Source organism: Marinifilum sp. D737 (genome assembly GCF_026672275.1).
Classification (GTDB): Bacteria; Bacteroidota; Bacteroidia; order Bacteroidales; family Marinifilaceae; genus Marinifilum.
Genome location: NZ_JANQCD010000002.1, coordinates 13,297 through 30,801 on the forward strand (window position 1 = coordinate 13,297; position 17,505 = coordinate 30,801).

General features: G+C 39.1%; 11 protein-coding genes. 8 read left to right on the forward strand and 3 right to left on the reverse strand.

The features are described from left to right. Positions 1 to 10: 10 nt before the first annotated feature. From NQ163_RS02300 to bglX, 5 genes are all read left to right on the forward strand, one after another. Positions 11 to 2,440 (forward strand): GH36-type glycosyl hydrolase domain-containing protein, encoded by a 2,430-nt coding sequence (locus NQ163_RS02300; protein WP_268188687.1) that lies wholly within the window; start codon positions 11 to 13, stop codon positions 2,438 to 2,440. A 143-nt stretch (positions 2,441 to 2,583) separates the two neighbouring features. Next, positions 2,584 to 5,643: a SusC/RagA family TonB-linked outer membrane protein gene (locus tag NQ163_RS02305; protein ID WP_268188688.1), complete on the forward strand. Its 3,060-nt coding sequence runs from the start codon at positions 2,584 to 2,586 to the stop codon at positions 5,641 to 5,643. Between the two features lie 17 nt (positions 5,644 to 5,660). Continuing rightward, positions 5,661 to 7,196, forward strand: a complete 1,536-nt coding sequence (locus NQ163_RS02310) for a RagB/SusD family nutrient uptake outer membrane protein (RefSeq protein WP_268188689.1) — start codon at positions 5,661 to 5,663, stop codon at positions 7,194 to 7,196. Between the two features lie 80 nt (positions 7,197 to 7,276). Further along, positions 7,277 to 8,737, forward strand: a complete 1,461-nt coding sequence (locus tag NQ163_RS02315; RefSeq protein ID WP_268188690.1) for a glycoside hydrolase family 30 protein — start codon at positions 7,277 to 7,279, stop codon at positions 8,735 to 8,737. A gap of 30 nt (positions 8,738 to 8,767) precedes the next feature. Then, entirely contained in the window at positions 8,768 to 11,041 is a 2,274-nt protein-coding gene (bglX, locus tag NQ163_RS02320) for a beta-glucosidase BglX (protein ID WP_268188691.1), read from the forward strand. A gap of 225 nt (positions 11,042 to 11,266) precedes the next feature. Here the strand turns inward: bglX and NQ163_RS02325 are convergent, their stop codons facing one another. The 3 genes from NQ163_RS02325 to NQ163_RS02335 all read right to left on the reverse strand — a co-directional run bounded on the left by NQ163_RS02325 (position 11,267) and on the right by NQ163_RS02335 (position 14,618). Beyond that, on the reverse strand, positions 11,267 to 12,052 hold the full coding sequence (locus NQ163_RS02325) for a hypothetical protein (protein WP_268188692.1): 786 nt from the start codon (positions 12,050 to 12,052) through the stop codon (positions 11,267 to 11,269). Positions 12,053 to 12,161: 109 nt separating this feature from the next. Next, the gene (locus NQ163_RS02330) at positions 12,162 to 12,776 is read right to left on the reverse strand and encodes a hypothetical protein (protein ID WP_268188693.1); all 615 of its coding nucleotides are present in this window, start codon (positions 12,774 to 12,776) and stop codon (positions 12,162 to 12,164) included. A gap of 378 nt (positions 12,777 to 13,154) precedes the next feature. Next, a complete protein-coding gene (locus tag NQ163_RS02335; RefSeq protein WP_268188694.1) occupies positions 13,155 to 14,618 on the reverse strand; it encodes a hypothetical protein in 1,464 nt (487 codons plus the stop codon). 275 nt (positions 14,619 to 14,893) lie between these two features. On the opposite strand from NQ163_RS02335, the gene NQ163_RS02340 reads away from it, so the two are divergent. The 3 genes from NQ163_RS02340 (at position 14,894) to NQ163_RS02350 (ending at position 17,445) form a co-directional block, all read left to right on the forward strand. Then, positions 14,894 to 15,316 (forward strand): hypothetical protein, encoded by a 423-nt coding sequence (locus tag NQ163_RS02340; protein ID WP_268188695.1) that lies wholly within the window; start codon positions 14,894 to 14,896, stop codon positions 15,314 to 15,316. 64 nt (positions 15,317 to 15,380) lie between these two features. Further along, positions 15,381 to 16,025 (forward strand): RNA polymerase sigma factor SigZ, encoded by a 645-nt coding sequence (gene sigZ / locus NQ163_RS02345; protein WP_268188696.1) that lies wholly within the window; start codon positions 15,381 to 15,383, stop codon positions 16,023 to 16,025. A 439-nt stretch (positions 16,026 to 16,464) separates the two neighbouring features. After that, positions 16,465 to 17,445: a permease gene (locus NQ163_RS02350; protein ID WP_268188697.1), complete on the forward strand. Its 981-nt coding sequence runs from the start codon at positions 16,465 to 16,467 to the stop codon at positions 17,443 to 17,445. Positions 17,446 to 17,505 lie beyond the last annotated feature (60 nt).

A 17,505-nucleotide genomic window follows, 5' to 3' on the forward strand; every position in this document is an offset into this window, starting at 1 on the left:
ACTTAGAATTATGAAGTACGGTTTCTTTGATGATACCAAGAGAGAGTATGTAATTAACTCGCCAAAAACACCATTCCCATGGATTAATTATCTTGGGAACAAGGACTTTTTTGGGTTAATTTCAAACACAGCGGGAGGATATACATTCTACAAAGATGCCAAATTCCGTAGATTAACAAGATATCGATATAACAACGTTCCAGTTGATACTGGTGGACGATATTATTACATCAAAGATGAAGATACAGTTTGGAATCCGGGATTTAAGCCCTGTCAGACCAAACTAGATCATTACGAATGTAGACATGGATTGGGTTATACCAGATTTACAAGTAGTAAAAATGAAATCTCATCAAATCTGTTATGCTTCATCCCTCTGGGATATCATGGAGAAGTACATCTTCTAAAACTAAAGAACAATTCAAATAAATCTAAAAAAATAAAACTGTTCTCTTTTACAGAATGGTGCCTTTGGAATGCCGAGGATGACATGAGTAATTTCCAGAGAAACCTATCGACAGGTGAGGTAGAAATTGAAGGTTCTGCCATCTACCACAAAACTGAATACAAAGAACGTCGCAATCACTTTGCATTCTTTTCTACCAACGCTAAAATTGATGGTTTTGATACCGACAGAGAGAGTTTCATTGGCATGCACAATGGATTCAACAATCCTGAGGCAGTTGAAAATGGAACTGCCAAAAACAGTCTTGCCCATGGTTGGTCGCCAATTGCGTCTCATTATTTCGATTTAGAATTAAAACCAGGAGAAGAAAAGGATTTTGTTTTCATCCTGGGATATGTTGAAAATGAGAAGAACGAAAAGTGGGAGTCCAAAGGAGTTATCAATAAAAACAAAGCAAAGACAATGATGAGTCAGTTTGATTCATCAGAAAAGGTTGAAACTGCATTCCATGAACTCCAAAAGTATTGGATGAACCTTTTGGACAGCTTTCAACTTGAGAGTCATGATCCAAAGTTAAACCGAATGGTAAACATCTGGAATCAATACCAGTGCATGGTTACCTTCAACATGTCGAGAAGCGCCAGTTTCTTTGAAAGTGGCATTGGACGAGGAATGGGATTCAGAGATTCCAATCAGGATTTGATTGGTTTCGTTCACCAGGTACCAGAGCTGGCAAGAGAGAGAATTCTGGATATTGCTGCTACCCAATTCGAAAACGGAGGATGCTACCACCAATATCAGCCCTTAACAAAAATGGGAAATCATGCCTTAGGTGGAGATTTTAATGACGATCCGCTATGGTTGATTCTATCGGTAACAACATACATCAAGGAAACGGGTGATTTTAGCATTCTTGATGAGCAAGTTCCTTTCGACAATGATGAAAGCAGAGCCAAAAGTTTGTTCCACCACCTGCATGTTTCTTTCTATCATGTGGTGAGTAACCTGGGTCCAAATCAATTGCCTTTAATCGGTCGTGCAGATTGGAATGATTGCTTAAACCTGAATTGCTTTTCGGAAGATCCAAATGAATCATTCCAAACCACAGGAAACAAAAAAGGCAATACTGCAGAATCGTTAATGATTGCAGGGCTATTTGTGATGTATGGCAAAGAGTATGTAAAGCTTTGTAATCAAATTAAAAAAGAGGAGGATGCAAATGCAGCCCAAATCCATATCGACAAGATGGCAGAGGCGGTGAAAATCAAAGGCTGGGATGGTGAATGGTATTTAAGAGCCTACGATTATTTTGGCAATAAAGTAGGATCAAAAGAAAATGAAGAAGGTAAAATATTCATTGAATCCCAAGGCTGGTGTAGTATGGCCGAAATTGGAGCAGATGAAGGAATGCCGGAAAAAGCATTGAACAGCGTTAAAAAAATGCTGGATACCCCCTATGGAATTGTATTAAACAATCCTGCTTTTACCGAATACCGCATTGAATATGGTGAAATCTCTACTTATCCTGCAGGATATAAAGAGAATGCCGGAATCTTCTGTCATAACAACCCTTGGATTATCATTGGTGAAAGCCTGTTGGGACGAGGAGATCAGGCATGGGATTATTTTAAAAAAATATGTCCGGCATACCTGGAAGAAATCAGCGAACTGCACAAAGTGGAACCCTATGTTTATTGCCAAATGATTGCAGGAAAAGATGCTTTTAAGCCAGGCGAAGGCAAAAACAGTTGGCTAACTGGTACTGCTGCCTGGAATTATTATGCGATCACACAGCATATTCTTGGCATACAGCCCGATTACAATGGCTTAAGAATTGATCCCTGTATTCCTTCTGAATGGAAAGAATTTAAGGTAATCAGAAAATTTAGAAACGCGACATACAATATCAACATTTACAATCCAAACGGGAATTGTAAAGGGATTACATCACTCTCAATTAATGGAATAAAATTGACTGGCAATCTTATTCCTGTTCATCCGGAAGGAAATTACCAGGTTGATGTTCACATGTAATATCGAATTAGCTAAGCCAAAATGATACCCCAATGAATGATCAAGCAAATTATCAAAATAAAAAATGCCGAAAGGATATGTTGGCCCAATCCAATCGGCAAATAATTCATAACAAATTAACGCTAATGAATCATTTCAAATTTATGAAAAAATCTAACAATTCCAGAGCTACTTTGTCTTTAACAGACAAAGGAAAGCAGACCAGAGGCAATTGGACCCTAAAACCAGCCCTCTTATTACTAACCGTTTTATTAAGCTCCGCTATGGTTTTTTCTCAGGAAAAAACAATTACCGGAAAAATAACCGACTCTAATGGACTTGCTTTACCAGGAGTAAATATCTCTTTAAAAGGCACCACGATTGGTACTGTATCCAATATCGATGGAGAGTACTCTATTGGTGCAAGTTCCGAAAACCTTATCGTATTCAGTTTTATTGGACACACAACTCAAGAAATATTGGTTGGAAACCAAAGCACAATCAATGTAATCATGATGGAGGATGCGCTTAGCGTTGACGAAGTTGTTGTAGTTGGATATGGTGTTAAAAAGAAAAGCCTGGTAACAGGTTCCATATCAAGCATTAAATCTGATGACATTCAAAACGTCCCTGTTTCAAGAGCAGATCAGGCTATTCAAGGTAAAACCGCTGGTGTATCCATCTTATCCACTTCCGGTTCGCCAGGTGCTGGTGCCAAAATCAGAATTAGAGGTGTAAACTCCAATGGAAATTCAAACCCACTGTTTATTGTTGATGGCATGAAAACCGGCGATATTAACAACATTGATCCGGGAGACATTGAATCTATGGAAGTACTAAAAGATGCAGCATCTGCAGCTATTTATGGTACCGAAGGAGCAAATGGTGTGATTATCATTACAACCAGAAGTGGTAAGGCTGGAGCATCTAAAATCTCTTACGACTTTCAATATGGTTTGCAATCATCAAGAAGTGATCTGGATCTGATGAATGCAGAGGAATACAAACAATGGATGGCAGAATCAGGTGCTGGCGAGGTAAGCTTGAATGGAAACGATACCGACTGGTTGGATGAACTTTTTGAAGTTGCCCCAATGCAAAAACATCACTTAAGTTTTTCAGGAGGGAATGACAAAACCACTTTCTTAATTTCCGGATCATACTATTCTCAAAATGGTATTGTAGGTGACGATAAAGCAAAGTATGAACGTTTTACAACCAGAGCAAACATTAAAAGTGAATTAAAAGATTGGATCGAAGTTGGTAACAACATCAGTTTCTCGCATTCAAAGCAAAAATACATTGGTGAAGATGATGAATACAGAAGTCCTGTAAATTCAGCTCTTTTGTTAGATCCATTAACTCCTGTAACCTACAATGGAACTCCAGAAAGAGTACAGTCCTTAATTGACGCAGGAAACACAATTCTTACCGATAAGAATGGAAGATATTATGGATTGCCAGAATATGTCACAGGTGAAATTTCAAATCCATTGGCTTTACTGGACACTTATAGAAACACAATTACCCAGGATAAAATTTTAGGCAATGTGTATGCAAAGCTTAAACCTATAAAAGGTTTGACTTTCACCTCTCGTATAGGTTTGGATTTAACTTATCAAACGGATCACCGATGGGCTCCATTATACTATTTCTCATCTGAAAGTCAGAATTCTGAAACTTACGTTGATGATAACATCAACAAATGGTACACATGGTTATGGGAAAATTTTGCTTCTTATAACAAAGCATTTGGAGATCATGACTTCACGGTTTTAGCTGGTTATTCTGCAGAAGAATCTCAAAGCCCTTTATATACCATGCACTCAGGTCCTCTTGTAAAAGAAGGAAGTCAGTATGCACACCAGGGATATGCAACAGGAAACGAAGCTGACAAAGTTGGCGGATCATATGAAGAACATGCTATGACATCCTTCTTTGGTCGTTTATCTTACAATTACCTGAACAAATACATGTTGGAATTTTCGATCAGACGCGATGCAGCAGATGTTTTCCCTAAAGATAATCAAGCTGCTGTTTTCTCTGCTGTTTCTGCAGGTTGGACAATTTCAGAGGAAGATTTCTTTGATGTAAAAGGTATAGATTTCTTGAAACTACGTGCCAGCTGGGGTGAAAATGGAAGTCGTGCCAATACCCCAGGTAACGAAGGTCAGGAGTTTTATGTATTCAACAGTCAATATCCCGGGGCGGATGATACCTACCAAACAGGTGCTGAAATTGACAAGTTGGTAAATCCGGATTTAAAATGGGAAACTACAGAACAATTAGACCTTGGTTTTGATTTGAGATCATTAAACGGAAAATTATCATTCTCAGCCGATTATTACCACAAGAAAACTAAAGATTTATTGGCGCAAGGTAGTGGTCCTTTATCAGCAGGAAACGATTTTCCAATCATGAACGTTGGGGATGTAACCAACAAAGGATTTGATTTTGAATTGGGCTATACCAACATGGATCATGAATTTAAATACAGCATCAATCTCAACCTGTCTACTCTTGATAATGAAGTAACCAGGTTAGATATTGACAATCCTGTAAAGGGCGATAACCTAAGAGGATACGATTTAACATGGTTTGAAGAAGGATATCCTATCTGGTACTTTAAAGGCTATAAAACCAATGGCATAAATCCAGCCAATGGCGAAGTAAATGTGGTCGATACAAATGGCGATGGAGAAATCACGGATGCCGACCAGACTTATATTGGTGATCCACATGCTGATATTTTATATGGAGCTACCTTCAATGCACAATACAAAGGATTCGATTTTAATTTATTCATACAGGGTTCTAAAGGGAATGATGTTTTTATGGGATGGTTCCGCTCCGACAGACAATTCTCAAACAAGCCTAAATTCATGTATGATGATCGATGGACATCGACAAATACGAATGCGAGTCGTCCGTCTGCTAACAACTCAAGCGACTATGTATACCGTAGTGATTTAATGGTTTCCGATGGATCTTACCTGAGAATCAAGCAAATTCAATTGGGCTATTCATTGCCACAATCCATACTTGAGAAATCAGGTATCGAACGCGCAAGAGTTTTTGTATCTCTTGATGACTTTTTCACTTTTACCGATTATGAAGGATTAGATCCTGAAGCAGGTAGTTCTAACAATACACGACAAGGTGTTGATAGAGGTTTATACCCAGTAGCAGGAAAAGTAATTTTTGGTGTATCTGTTAACTTCTAATATTAAAATCGTAAGACATGAAATTTTCAAAATACTATATATTCATCATAGGATTAGCCTTGACTTTTTCTATTACTTCGTGTAACGAAGATCGTTTCCTGGATAAAGAACCAATTGGTAAATTATCGAGCGAGACCTATTTAGAAACCGACGAAGAAGTAAAAACCGTTATTGTTGGAATCTACAACTCTATGCAAAACAACTTCTCCAGCGGAGCCTGGGCGAGTGTGTATTTTATTAAAAATTTACCTGCCGATGATTGTTTGGCCGGCTCATCACCTGGTGACCAAACAGGCTATCAGAATATTGATGACTTTGCAATTCAAACTACCAACGCAAAGATTGAAGCCATTTGGACCAACTTTTACAAGGCAATTAGTTCTGCCAATACCATTATTAACTTGGTTGAGCCTAATACCGATGCTAAACAAGAAATGATTGCTGAAGCCAAAGCACTAAGAGCATATCAGTATTTAGAACTAGTTACTATGTTTGGAGGAGTACCTTTAATGACGGTTAATCCGGTTAGTTCTGCAGACTATCATCTACCAAGAGCATCGGTAGTCGATGTTTATGCTCAAATTGAGAAGGATTTATCAGAAGCAATTCCTGATCTTCCAATGAAAAGTGAATACAGTGCTGCAGACCGATACAGAATGTCAAAAGGAGCAGCTCAAGCTTATTATGGCAAAGCACTTCTTTATCAGAAGAAATATGCTGATGCTGCCACTCAACTAGCAGCAGTAATTAGTAGAGGCGAGTATGACCTTGAACCTAATTTTGCGGATGTATGGACAAAAGAAACTGAATTTGGACAAGAGTCTTTATTTGAAATCTCTTATACCGCACAAGAGGGATACGACTGGGGTAACTTTCCCTGGGGTGGTGGAAATGAAAACAATATTGAAGTTCAGCTACAAGGTCCTCGAGGCAATTTATTTAATCTTTCCGGATCATCATTGGATATCGTGAATGGTTGGGGATTTAATATGCCATCTGCTAAGATTGGACAGGCATTCATTGATGCAGGTGATACCGAACGCGGAAATGCAACTGTAATATCGGCTGCCGATTTTGAAGCTACAGGAGGTGTAATCGAGGATGAAAACGCACACGATTATGAAGGCTTCATGAGGCTAAAATATGTGACCAGGGCATCAGAAACCAGTACCAATGGAGTTGCAGAATTGAACTATACTACCAACTGGCGTTTATTGCGTTATGCCGATGTGCTTTTAATGGCTGCCGAAGCTTATCACTTTTCGGACCAGGATGGTCTTGCTTTAGTTGAAATCAATAAAGTGAGAGATCGTGCAAGCCTGGCTGATATCGAAGCTTCTGATGATGTATTTCAGGCTATCGTAACCGAAAGACAATTGGAATTGGCTTTTGAAGGCAGCAGATATTGGGATTTGGTTCGTTGGGATCTTGCGGTACAAGAATTAGGCAGTTTAGGTTATTCAGCTAACAAACATGAATTGTTCCCGATTCCTCAGAATGAAATCATTGCAAACAATTCAATTAGTGAAACCGATCAGAACCCTGGATACTAAAATCATATTATTTAATTACCAAAGGCTACCTCATTGTGGGGTAGTCTTTACCTGTTTCGTAACTTAATAGATATATAAACATGAAACGATTTATTTCATTATTAGCGATTCCCCTGTTGGCTTGTATGCAAGCGGGAGAGAAAACAGACCTGACAAAGAAGAGAGATGAGATGGCAGAAGGCAAGAAAGCCAGTATTTATACTACGGCAAAGGATACTGATTTGCGATTGAATAAATCGGGCTCAGTCCAATTTAAGAAGGTGAAACAAGCATTGGAAACCGAAAATTCCATTTTTGTGAATCCCAACAAAACCTTCCAGACCTTTATTGGAATTGGCGGTGCCATTACCGATTCATCGGCCGAAGTATTCGCAGAATTATCCAAAGAAAAACAGGAAGAGTTGCTTCAGGCTTACTATGGTAAAAGTGGCATTGACTATAGCTTAATGCGAACTTCAATTCATTCTTGTGATTTTAGCAAGGGCAACTTCACCTATATCGAAGAAGGAGATAAAGAATTAAAAACATTCTCGATTGAGATTGACAAAGCCTATCGACTTCCAATGATCAAAAGAGCCATTGAAAAGGCTGGTGGTTCTATGCTATTTTATGCAAGTCCTTGGAGTCCTCCTGCATTTATGAAAGACAGCAAGAACATGTTACGAGGAGGTAAATTGCTTCCTGAATACTACGATGCATGGGCAAAATACTATGCCAAATTCATCAAAGCTTACGAGGCAGAAGGAATACCTGTTTGGGGCGTTACCATTCAGAATGAACCTATGGCAACTCAACGATGGGAATCGTGCATTTATACTGCAGAAGAAGAAAGAGATTTTCTTAAAAACCATCTTGGCCCTATCCTGGAAAAAGAAGGATTGGGAGATAAAAACATTGTGGTTTGGGATCACAACCGCGATTTGATTACCCACAGGGCAAATACCATTTTCGATGATCCGGAAGCAGCCAAATATGCCTGGGGAACCGGATTCCACTGGTACGAAACCTGGAGAAAAGGTGATCCAATGTTCGAAAATTTACAAAGAATACAGGAATCATATCCTGACAAGAAATTACTTTTTACCGAAGGCTGCAACGAAGCATTCGATCCTGGGAAATACCAATACTGGCCAAATGCAGAACGCTATGGACACTCTATGATTAATGACTTTAACCGTGGAACGGTAGGCTGGACTGACTGGAATATTCTTTTGGATGAAACCGGAGGACCAAATCATGTAAACAACCTGTGCTTTGCTCCCATTCATGCCGACACCAGAACAGATAGCCTGATTTACACCCCATCCTACTATTACATTGGTCATTTCTCGAAATTTATCAGACCAGGAGCCAAAAGAGTAAGTACAGTTTCGAGCATCAGTTTCCTGGAAAGCACAACATTTGTAAATCCCGATGGAAAAATGGTTACCGTAGTGATGAATTCAACCGATGAAGAAATAACTTATCAGCTATATGTTGGGAGTAGTACTGCAACTAGTATTACCATTCCGGCAAGGGCAATGCAAAGCATTATATACTAAATCATATTATAAACTCAACCAAAACAAAGAATGATCAAATTAGAGCAAATATTAGCAGGATGTCTTATCTTTTTTTCTGCTTGCACCAATAAGGGAGATATGAAGAGTAAGGAAGATCAGTTTGTTGAAGAACTAATGGCAAAAATGACACTGGAAGAAAAAATTGGGCAGATGAACCAATATACCAGTCATTGGGAGATGACCGGACCAGCGCCAAAAAATGCCTCATCGCAGAAACGTTTGGAAGAAATAAAAGCTGGCGGTGTAGGATCTATGCTAAATGTAGTTGGAGCCAAGGCTACTTATGAAGCGCAGAAACTGGCAGTAGAAAACAGCAGGTTAGGAATTCCCTTGATATTCGCTTACGATGTAATTCATGGATACAAAACCATGGCACCAATTCCCCTGGCCGAAGCCTGCGCCTGGGACCCGGAAATTTCCAGAATTTCATCCCAATTGGCAGCTCGGGAAGCTTCGGCTGCAGGATTACATTGGACATTTGCTCCCATGATGGATGTTGGTCGCGATGCCCGTTGGGGTCGCGTAATGGAAGGTTGTGGAGAAGATCCATACCTGGCAAGCGTACTATCTGTGGCAAGAGTTAAAGGTTTCCAGGGTGAAAATCTTTCTAAGGAAAATACAATTGCTGCATGTGCAAAACACTTTGCAGCTTATGCATTTGCCGAAGCAGGACGCGATTACAACACGGTCGACATTGGCACTTACACGCTGCACAACATCGCACTTCCACCTTTTAAAGCGGTTGCAGATGCTGGTGTTAGCACATTCATGAATGCCTTTAATATTATTAATGGTACACCAGCTACTGCAAGTCCTTATTTGCAAAGAGAGATTTTAAAAGGCAAATGGAATTTCGAAGGCTATGTGATTTCCGATTGGGGAAGCATTGAAGAGATCGTTTCCCATGGTGCTGCCGAAGATTTAAAACATGCAGCTGAGTTAGCAGTTAAAGCTGGCTCGGATATGGATATGGAATCGAGTGCTTACCTTCCCTACCTTAAGGAATTGGTAGAAGAAGGAAAAGTTGATGAAGCCTTAATTGATGATGCAGCCAGAAGAATCCTAAAATTAAAATATCGATTGGGATTGTTTGATGATCCATACAAATATTCGAATGAGGAACGTGAAAAAGAAATCATTTATAGCAAGGAAAGTCGTGAACAGGCCCGAGAAGTAGCTCGCCACTCCATGGTTTTATTGAAAAATAACGATCAGTTGTTGCCACTTTCCAAAGACATAAAATCTATTGCTCTAATTGGTCCATTGGCCAATGATAAGAACTCTCCTCTTGGAAGTTGGAGAGCGCAAACAGTAAAGAACTCAGCCGTATCGCTATTGGAAGGAATTCAGAACGCAGTAGGATCAACAAGCAAAATCAACTTTGCCAAAGGATGCGATCTGGCCTTGGGAGAAAGAAACTTCCTTGACGAATTGGTTTATGCTGAAGCTGATGTCCAAGAAATGGCAAAGGCTGTTGCTGCTGCAAAAAAATCAGATATCGTAATTCTTGCCTTGGGAGAAGACTGTTTTCAGTCGGGAGAAGGCCGCAGTCAGACCGACATTCGCTTAAAAGGAGTTCAAATGGACTTGTACAATAAAATCAGGAAACTGAATAAGAAGATCGTTGTTGTACTGATGAATGGTAGACCAATTGCCATTCCTGAGATTGCAGAAAGTGCCGATGCCATACTGGAAACCTGGTTTGCCGGTAGCGAAGCTGGAAATGCCATTGCTGATGTACTGTTTGGAGATTTTAATCCATCAGGAAAATTAACTACCTCCTTTCCATATGCAACAGGACAATGTCCAATTTATTACAATCATATGAATACAGGACGTCCAAACAATACAGGCAATGTATTTTGGTCGCACTACACCGATGCTCCCAACGAAGCCCTTTATCCGTTTGGCTATGGCTTAAGCTACACCTCTTTCGAATATGGGCAAGCAAATGTTGACAAGCAAACTTACAAAATGAATGAAGCGATCCAGTTAAAAGTAAAAGTGAAAAACACTGGCAAATTTACTGGCGAGGAAGTGGTTCAGGTTTACATTCAGGATCCTGCTGCAAGCTATGCGCGACCAGTGAAAGAATTAAAAGCATTTCAAAAAATCAGCTTTAAGCCTGGAGAAGAGAAAGAAATTGAATTCAGTTTAGATCAATCTGATTTGGGATATTATTCTCCTGATGGTGAATTTTTATTTGAAACCGGAACATACCATTTGTATGTAGGAACAAATTCAAGATATGTACAAAAACTTAGTGTTAAGTTCATAGATTAACTCGCTTGGTTAGAGTTTAAAAGCAAGGTTTAAAATAGACCTTGCTTTTTTTATGCTTTCGAATCCAATGCATATCTTTTTTCGTCCCCTTTCATCTTCTAATTCCATTGAAATCTATGCATTAACAAGAGATTTCACTTCAATAACAGTTGCAAATATTGCAATAAAAAACCCGCAGAATTTAATCAACGGGTTCTTTAATCTATATGGTCTGACTAATCAAAACTAAAACGGATACATGTTAAAATTCTGATTTTTAAAATAGGCTATTCTGTGTTTGTTACCAGCCTTAATCTTTTCCAGCACTTTATCATCAATACGATCGGCTTTGAACTCTACCATTAAAAACGTTACAAAGCTTTCTGCTATATCTTCACGATCAGGATAATCCTCGGCATATTTCGAAACGAAAGCTACATCATCACGCTGTGCAATTCGATATGCTTTATTATAATGATATGGATCTAAACTTACATGGCCGGCTTCATGAATCATTGCCTCTTCTAAAACTCCTTCTTTAATATACTCATCGGCCATTCCCGTGTGAACCAAAATATCACCATTGCCACCACCAAAATAATTATTGCCTTTATGGATGGTAATGGTACGAACTTTCTCTCTCAAACAATGCGGAATACGCCCAATTGCCGAAGAATATTTTTCTGCCTCAGCCAATGCCTTCTCTCTCGACCCAAACTCAGGATTAACCTGCGCCTCGCATTTTAATCCATCATCAAAGGTGATATCAAACACATAAGCATGTAACTTCACATCACGATCTACCCTTCTATCAAACATCCGACGATCAAATTGTCCTTTATAAAGAATTGTCTTAAATGCAGATGGATCTTTATCAGTTAGCATGCCTGGCTCCAAATACATGGTTCCCACTTCAAACAAAGGCGGATCTTTTTTCAAACTCGTATCATATCCATCATCATCTTGATCACAAGCTGTTAACATTGAAAAAGACAATAATAACAAAACAATTTTTACTCCTAATTTATTCATAAACAATTTTGACTTTTAGCCTTAAAAATAAATGTAAAATCAACACAAATAAGAAAATTCGTCACTGTCCTAAAACAGTAACGAATTATTCATTGATATAGCTAATATTTTATTCTGTAAACATTTTATATTTCTCGATTTCCTCTTTGCTCATCCAATGTACATCATCAGCATCAGCAGCCTTAATTGTGAAGAAATAGAAGTCTCGTGACCACTCTTTAGAGTAACCTAAATCTTCGTAATATTGAATATTGGGTCTGTGTTCTGAACTGTTTTCAGGAAAATCTATAGCCTGTTTTCCATCTCCATCAGACCAGGAGTGCACACCTAATTTTACAGTTCCTTCTTTTGTACGTTTTACTCCCGCCAAAAAGAAATCAACTCCACCCGATGCAATCCATCCTTTATCGACAATATGAGTGTTAATTCCTTTTTCTCTCAAAAGTTTTCCAACTTTAAAATTCGTTTCATCATCATTTGAACCTGGAACTTCAACCATCTTAATAATTTTAATATTCGGATGCCCTTCCAACATGTGTTTAAAATCGCCAAGTGTGCTCGATTTTATCTCACCCTTCATTAAAACGGTTTTATTATCAGCTTGTACTTCAAAAATATCAAACTTGGATTGTAGCGAATAATCAACATCATCATCTTTGCTACAGGATACAATACTTAAACCTAAAAAAAACAGTAAAATTGACTTTGAAATTATTTTCTTCATTTTGCTCATTGTTAAAAGATTACAGATTTTTTTTTTGAAGTTCATTGTAATCTTATATTGGTATATTGTTTCTTACTATACTTTAGAGACAAATGAAAATGATAATACACGTACAGGATATTCTAATCTTTTAAAGGATTGCATTGTTTTATTTTCTTTTTGCTTACAGACACAAAAAAGGATAAGTAGCTTACTAGTCATCCTTCAAAAATGGTTCTTATCATTTAATAATTCTTAAAGCCGCATAAGATGAATGAGAGCATCATATCCATATGCCTGAAGGTATCACTCCAGGTGATACTCTCAGTGTAGGCTTTCAAAGGCAATAAGAATACATACACTAAGGAATCAATTCTCATTTTGTAAAATGGATTAAGCTTACACCTTCTCCACCTTCTTAATGCCTCGACGGTTAAATATGATACGATAGCGACGATAGCTGGTCTGATCATCCATTTTGAAACGAATCACCATGTTCATGAAATAAACCTTTTCTCCCGCTGTTTTTTCAAACTGATCATCCTTTAGGTAGTAAAGAGGAATTTCAGGATTGTCCATTTTCTGGATAAAACGGGATACATTAAAACGAATGATATCCACAACTCCTGTAATATTGTAGTTGCCATAGGAATTGTCCAACGCCTTTTGATCCAGGCGAAGCAGCTTTCTGTAGAAGATGATTTTCTCGCCCACTCCACGGCTCTCCACGTCCACAATTCTCGATCGGTTTCTGTGTTTCATCACACGAAGTGGAACGGTATCTTCGCGAACAAAGTCGAAACTTTCCTTGCACCAACCAATTTTCTCATCTCCTTTTACACGAATGATAGTCTTGTGATCGAAAAATCGTTTGTTGATCTTTCCCACCAAATAATGGCGGCTAAGGTCTTTGATCCTATCCTTAAGCATATAGATAATTACCAAGGCAACAAACAAAGGAATGGTAAAAGTTCCCAGGCTCTGTTGAAACACAAAAGTAAGAGCTGCACCAATAATCATGGCCAATCCTGCGGCAATGCTATACAGAATCTGAATCATAAATACCCCTTCCTTTTTCTTTCGGGAAGAAAGCAGTAGCTGCCCTTCGAAATATTTCTTAAAGGCTCCTCTGCGATGTACGAACCATCGGTTTTTGTCGGTAGGCTTTTCCTCTACCACCAGGTAGTTTTTGCTTTTTTTGTAGGCAACTTCATCGCGCACCATGTTTAAAATTTCTTGCTTGCGTTTATCGATCTCCGGATCATTCACTTTGCGCAAACCACGGTGCAAATAGTAGGAGTGCTCATCGAATTGGTTGCTCATGAACTCATCTCCAAACAGAAAGTAGTCGAACATCTCCTTTCTTACCGTGGGAACATTAACAATTCTTCTCAGCTCTCGGTATCGCTCCCCAATCTTTCGAACATTGTTCAGGTAATCCTTAATGAGATATTGGCGATCTTCGGCCTGTTCATTTCTAAGGATATGCTGAATTTCACGGCGAAGCGCAGAACGAAGAATGGTATGAAACATGCGAATGTGATACTCGTAGTTTGCTTCATTCTTGGGAGTAGGATAATTGGCCACCTTTTGGAAAGAATCCTCCAAATATTTGAACACCGATTGATCGCCCAAGGCAATTTCCCTTAGCAGGTAAGGCGGGGTAATCAAACGAATATTGGAATTAAAATCGTTGTAAAAGTCTTCTTTCTTGTAGGTGGATGGATTGATATCCAGACTGCTTGGAACGAACAACCAGGTCTTAATCGAAAACTCATTTACCTTCCTATCCTTACTGGATTCGTAACCCATTTTAATCTCTACAGAAAACTTATCGTGTACTTTTACAACTTCATTTATCATTCGCCAGACTTCTTGTAATTTATTATTCGGTGTGCTTTCAATTGTTAAAGATACAGAATTCTCACCAATACCTCTCCCCTTAGAAGTCCCATTTTTAAAGGGATAGCACTTATATCGTTTGCGAAAATAAGATTTATGACATTTCTCCCAACAGGATATTAAAAACTTTACTTCACCAGTAATTTTGTTATCCACTTCACTTTTTTCAAAATTCCTGCATCTTTTCCACCCCCTTCCCGACTCCTATATATGTTACGAATTAAAATATATGGAATATGAAAAGTGATCGATCATCTTTTGCAGGAGCAGGTGCAGCCATTCTTGCTGCCCTGGGAAGTATTACCTGCTGCGGAGCTCCTGTAATTGCTGGCATTTTGGCCTCGGTGGGAATTGGAGCCAGTCAGCTGAATTATTTACATGCCCTGCAGCCTTATCTTATCTCAGTTGCCCTGATTTCCCTGGGTATTGGTTTCTACCGTCTTTACTTTAAGAAGAGAGGTAATTGTTGCAGCATCGAGTCTGCTGGTAAAATAAAAGGCAATGGGAGGTCTAAACTTTTTCTTTGGGTGGTAAGCTTTTTTACCATCGTACTTTTGGGACTGAGCCTTACAAATTCAAATACCAGGAAATCATACTGTTTCAGCCAGGTAAGCCCTGAAAACAGTAGTTGCAATGGCGGATGTTCACAAAATCATTGACTAAAAAAGGCAGGGAAGCAATAAATCATTATAAAATGGAACCTTCATTCTTTTCAATCCGAGAATGAAGGTTTTCATGCTTCTTGATAATGCAATCCCTTTTGCTTATTTTATCATTCACCAAAAAAGTACCAATATGAATTGCGATATTCACAACATATACCAACGATACAGCACCCACCTGCTGGCTTTTATTCGCCAACAGATAAAAGATTCATCAAGTGCCGACGATCTACTTCAGGAAGTTTTCCTAAAAACCATGGAGTCGTGCATCAGTGAGAAGGAGATTAAAAATTTAAAAAGCTGGCTGTTTCAGGTAACTCGCAATACCATTGCCGATTATTTCCGCCTGCAAAACAAAGATTTTCGGGAAGAGGACTACATTAACCTGAACCACATGAACTCGGCTGATTTTCAACAAATCCTATCCGATGATGTTTCTGATATGATTAGCCTGCTGCCCGAAGAGTATGCGCTTCCCCTGAAGTGGAGCGATATTGATGGCATCCCTCAAAAAGAGATTGCCCAAAAACTGGATATCTCACTCCCCGGGGCCAAGTCAAGAGTACAGCGCGCTCGCAAAAAGCTTCGCGATTTATTTTTTGAATGCTGCGATGTGGAACTCGATGCACAGGGTAACATCATCTCCTGCGAGATTAAGGATCATTGCACCCCTCTTCTTGAAAAGAGAAATCTTCGAAAGCGATAAAGGTTCTATCTGATTTTAGTGGGCAATGTTAGGCATAAAGCCAAGTAGCGTGAGGGAACCTAAAACCAGCTGCTTTATTCGAGCGGACTTTATGGGCATTGGAAGGTCAGGCTGATTAGACGCTGAAAACATTTAGAAATCCCGAAAGCTTTCGGGAGGGGAAGCTTTGTCCCGAAATAGAATTTGTAAGCATTCCTCCACATTTGAAATAGATCAAAAAAAAATCACCCCCTCCTGCATCTTTTACCATCCTTCTGCGACTCTATTGTGAAAAACAATATCAGTTTAGGATGATAATGAAAGAAAAGAACAAATCCATAGCCTGGTCAAAACAGGTTTACAGCAGAAGCGGAAAGACTTCTTGCTGTCCCGGTTAATGAATGAGACTTGAATCTAATTGTCAAATCAATTCATCATTAACAATCAACAAGTAGAAATTATGCAAGAAAATATAATACTAGCATTCAAAATTTTATTTTACCACACGCTGGGGGTGGTTCCCACACCTTTTTATGAGGCATTAACAAAATCGCTTGGAAACTTTGTTTTCATTACCCTGGAACTTTTTGTTCTGTTTATAGCCATCACGGCCATCATCGAATTTATCATGATACATGTAAACCAGAACAAACTGAAGAAGTTATTCGAAGGCAAAGGAATACTTGGTAACATTGCTGCAGCCACTTTTGGAGCGGTAACACCATTTTGTGCTTGTTCCACAATTCCAATGACCGTAGGATTTTTAAACGCCAAGCTTCCCTTTGGTTCAGTAATGTCATTCTTAATTTCATCTCCCTTGCTAAATCCAATTATCGTAGCCATGTTAGCCGCTACGGTAGGAGTAAAAAATGCGGCCATTTACTTCTCCCTCTCCTTTGTACTGGCTGTTGCCTTTGGATACCTGCTCCAGAAATTTGGCTTTGCCAAACATGTAAAAACCGTAAAGATAAGTGGCGGAGGACATAGCATTAGCAATGGAATCGACACCAGAAAATCCCTGCCACTGGGACAGAAGGTTTCCATTTCGCTAAAAGCAGGTTGGGATTCTTTGCGCCCCATTCTGCCCTACCTCTTTGTTGGGGTTGCCATAGGAGCTGGCATATACGGATACCTGCCCAAGGGAGAAACCATAGCTCAGTATGCAGGTGAGGGAAATATCTTCGCCGTGCCAATTGCATCGGTAGTGGGAATTCCTTTGTATATACGCGCTGAAACTGCTATCCCCATTGCCATGTCGCTCATCTCAAAAGGTGTAGGCATGGGAACATCAATCGCTCTCATCATTGGTGGAGCAGGAATGGCGATTCCTGAAATGACCATGCTGGCAAAGATTTTCAAGAGAAAGCTACTGATCACCTTCATTGGAGTAATCTTTTTGGTAGCGGTTATCACAGGTTATGCATTCAATATTATCATGTAAGAAATAGCGATTAGCCATTGGCTGCTAGCTGACCGCTAAAAGCTGATTGCTTAGTAGCGT

Bases quoted from the DNA above. Each gene is read 5' to 3' on its own strand.
- bglX (WP_268188691.1), top strand. From the start codon at position 8,768: ATGATCAAATTAGAGCAAATATTAGCAGGATGTCTTATCTTTTTTTCT.
- NQ163_RS02300 (WP_268188687.1), top strand. From the start codon at position 11: ATGAAGTACGGTTTCTTTGATGATACCAAGAGAGAGTATGTAATTAAC.
- NQ163_RS02335 (WP_268188694.1), bottom strand. From the start codon at position 14,618: ATGATAAATGAAGTTGTAAAAGTACACGATAAGTTTTCTGTAGAGATT.
- NQ163_RS02305 (WP_268188688.1), top strand. From the start codon at position 2,584: ATGAAAAAATCTAACAATTCCAGAGCTACTTTGTCTTTAACAGACAAA.
- sigZ (WP_268188696.1), top strand. From the start codon at position 15,381: ATGAAGGTTTTCATGCTTCTTGATAATGCAATCCCTTTTGCTTATTTT.
- NQ163_RS02325 (WP_268188692.1), bottom strand. From the start codon at position 12,052: ATGAATAAATTAGGAGTAAAAATTGTTTTGTTATTATTGTCTTTTTCA.
- NQ163_RS02310 (WP_268188689.1), top strand. From the start codon at position 5,661: ATGAAATTTTCAAAATACTATATATTCATCATAGGATTAGCCTTGACT.
- NQ163_RS02330 (WP_268188693.1), bottom strand. From the start codon at position 12,776: ATGAAGAAAATAATTTCAAAGTCAATTTTACTGTTTTTTTTAGGTTTA.
- NQ163_RS02350 (WP_268188697.1), top strand. From the start codon at position 16,465: ATGCAAGAAAATATAATACTAGCATTCAAAATTTTATTTTACCACACG.
- NQ163_RS02315 (WP_268188690.1), top strand. From the start codon at position 7,277: ATGAAACGATTTATTTCATTATTAGCGATTCCCCTGTTGGCTTGTATG.
- NQ163_RS02340 (WP_268188695.1), top strand. From the start codon at position 14,894: ATGAAAAGTGATCGATCATCTTTTGCAGGAGCAGGTGCAGCCATTCTT.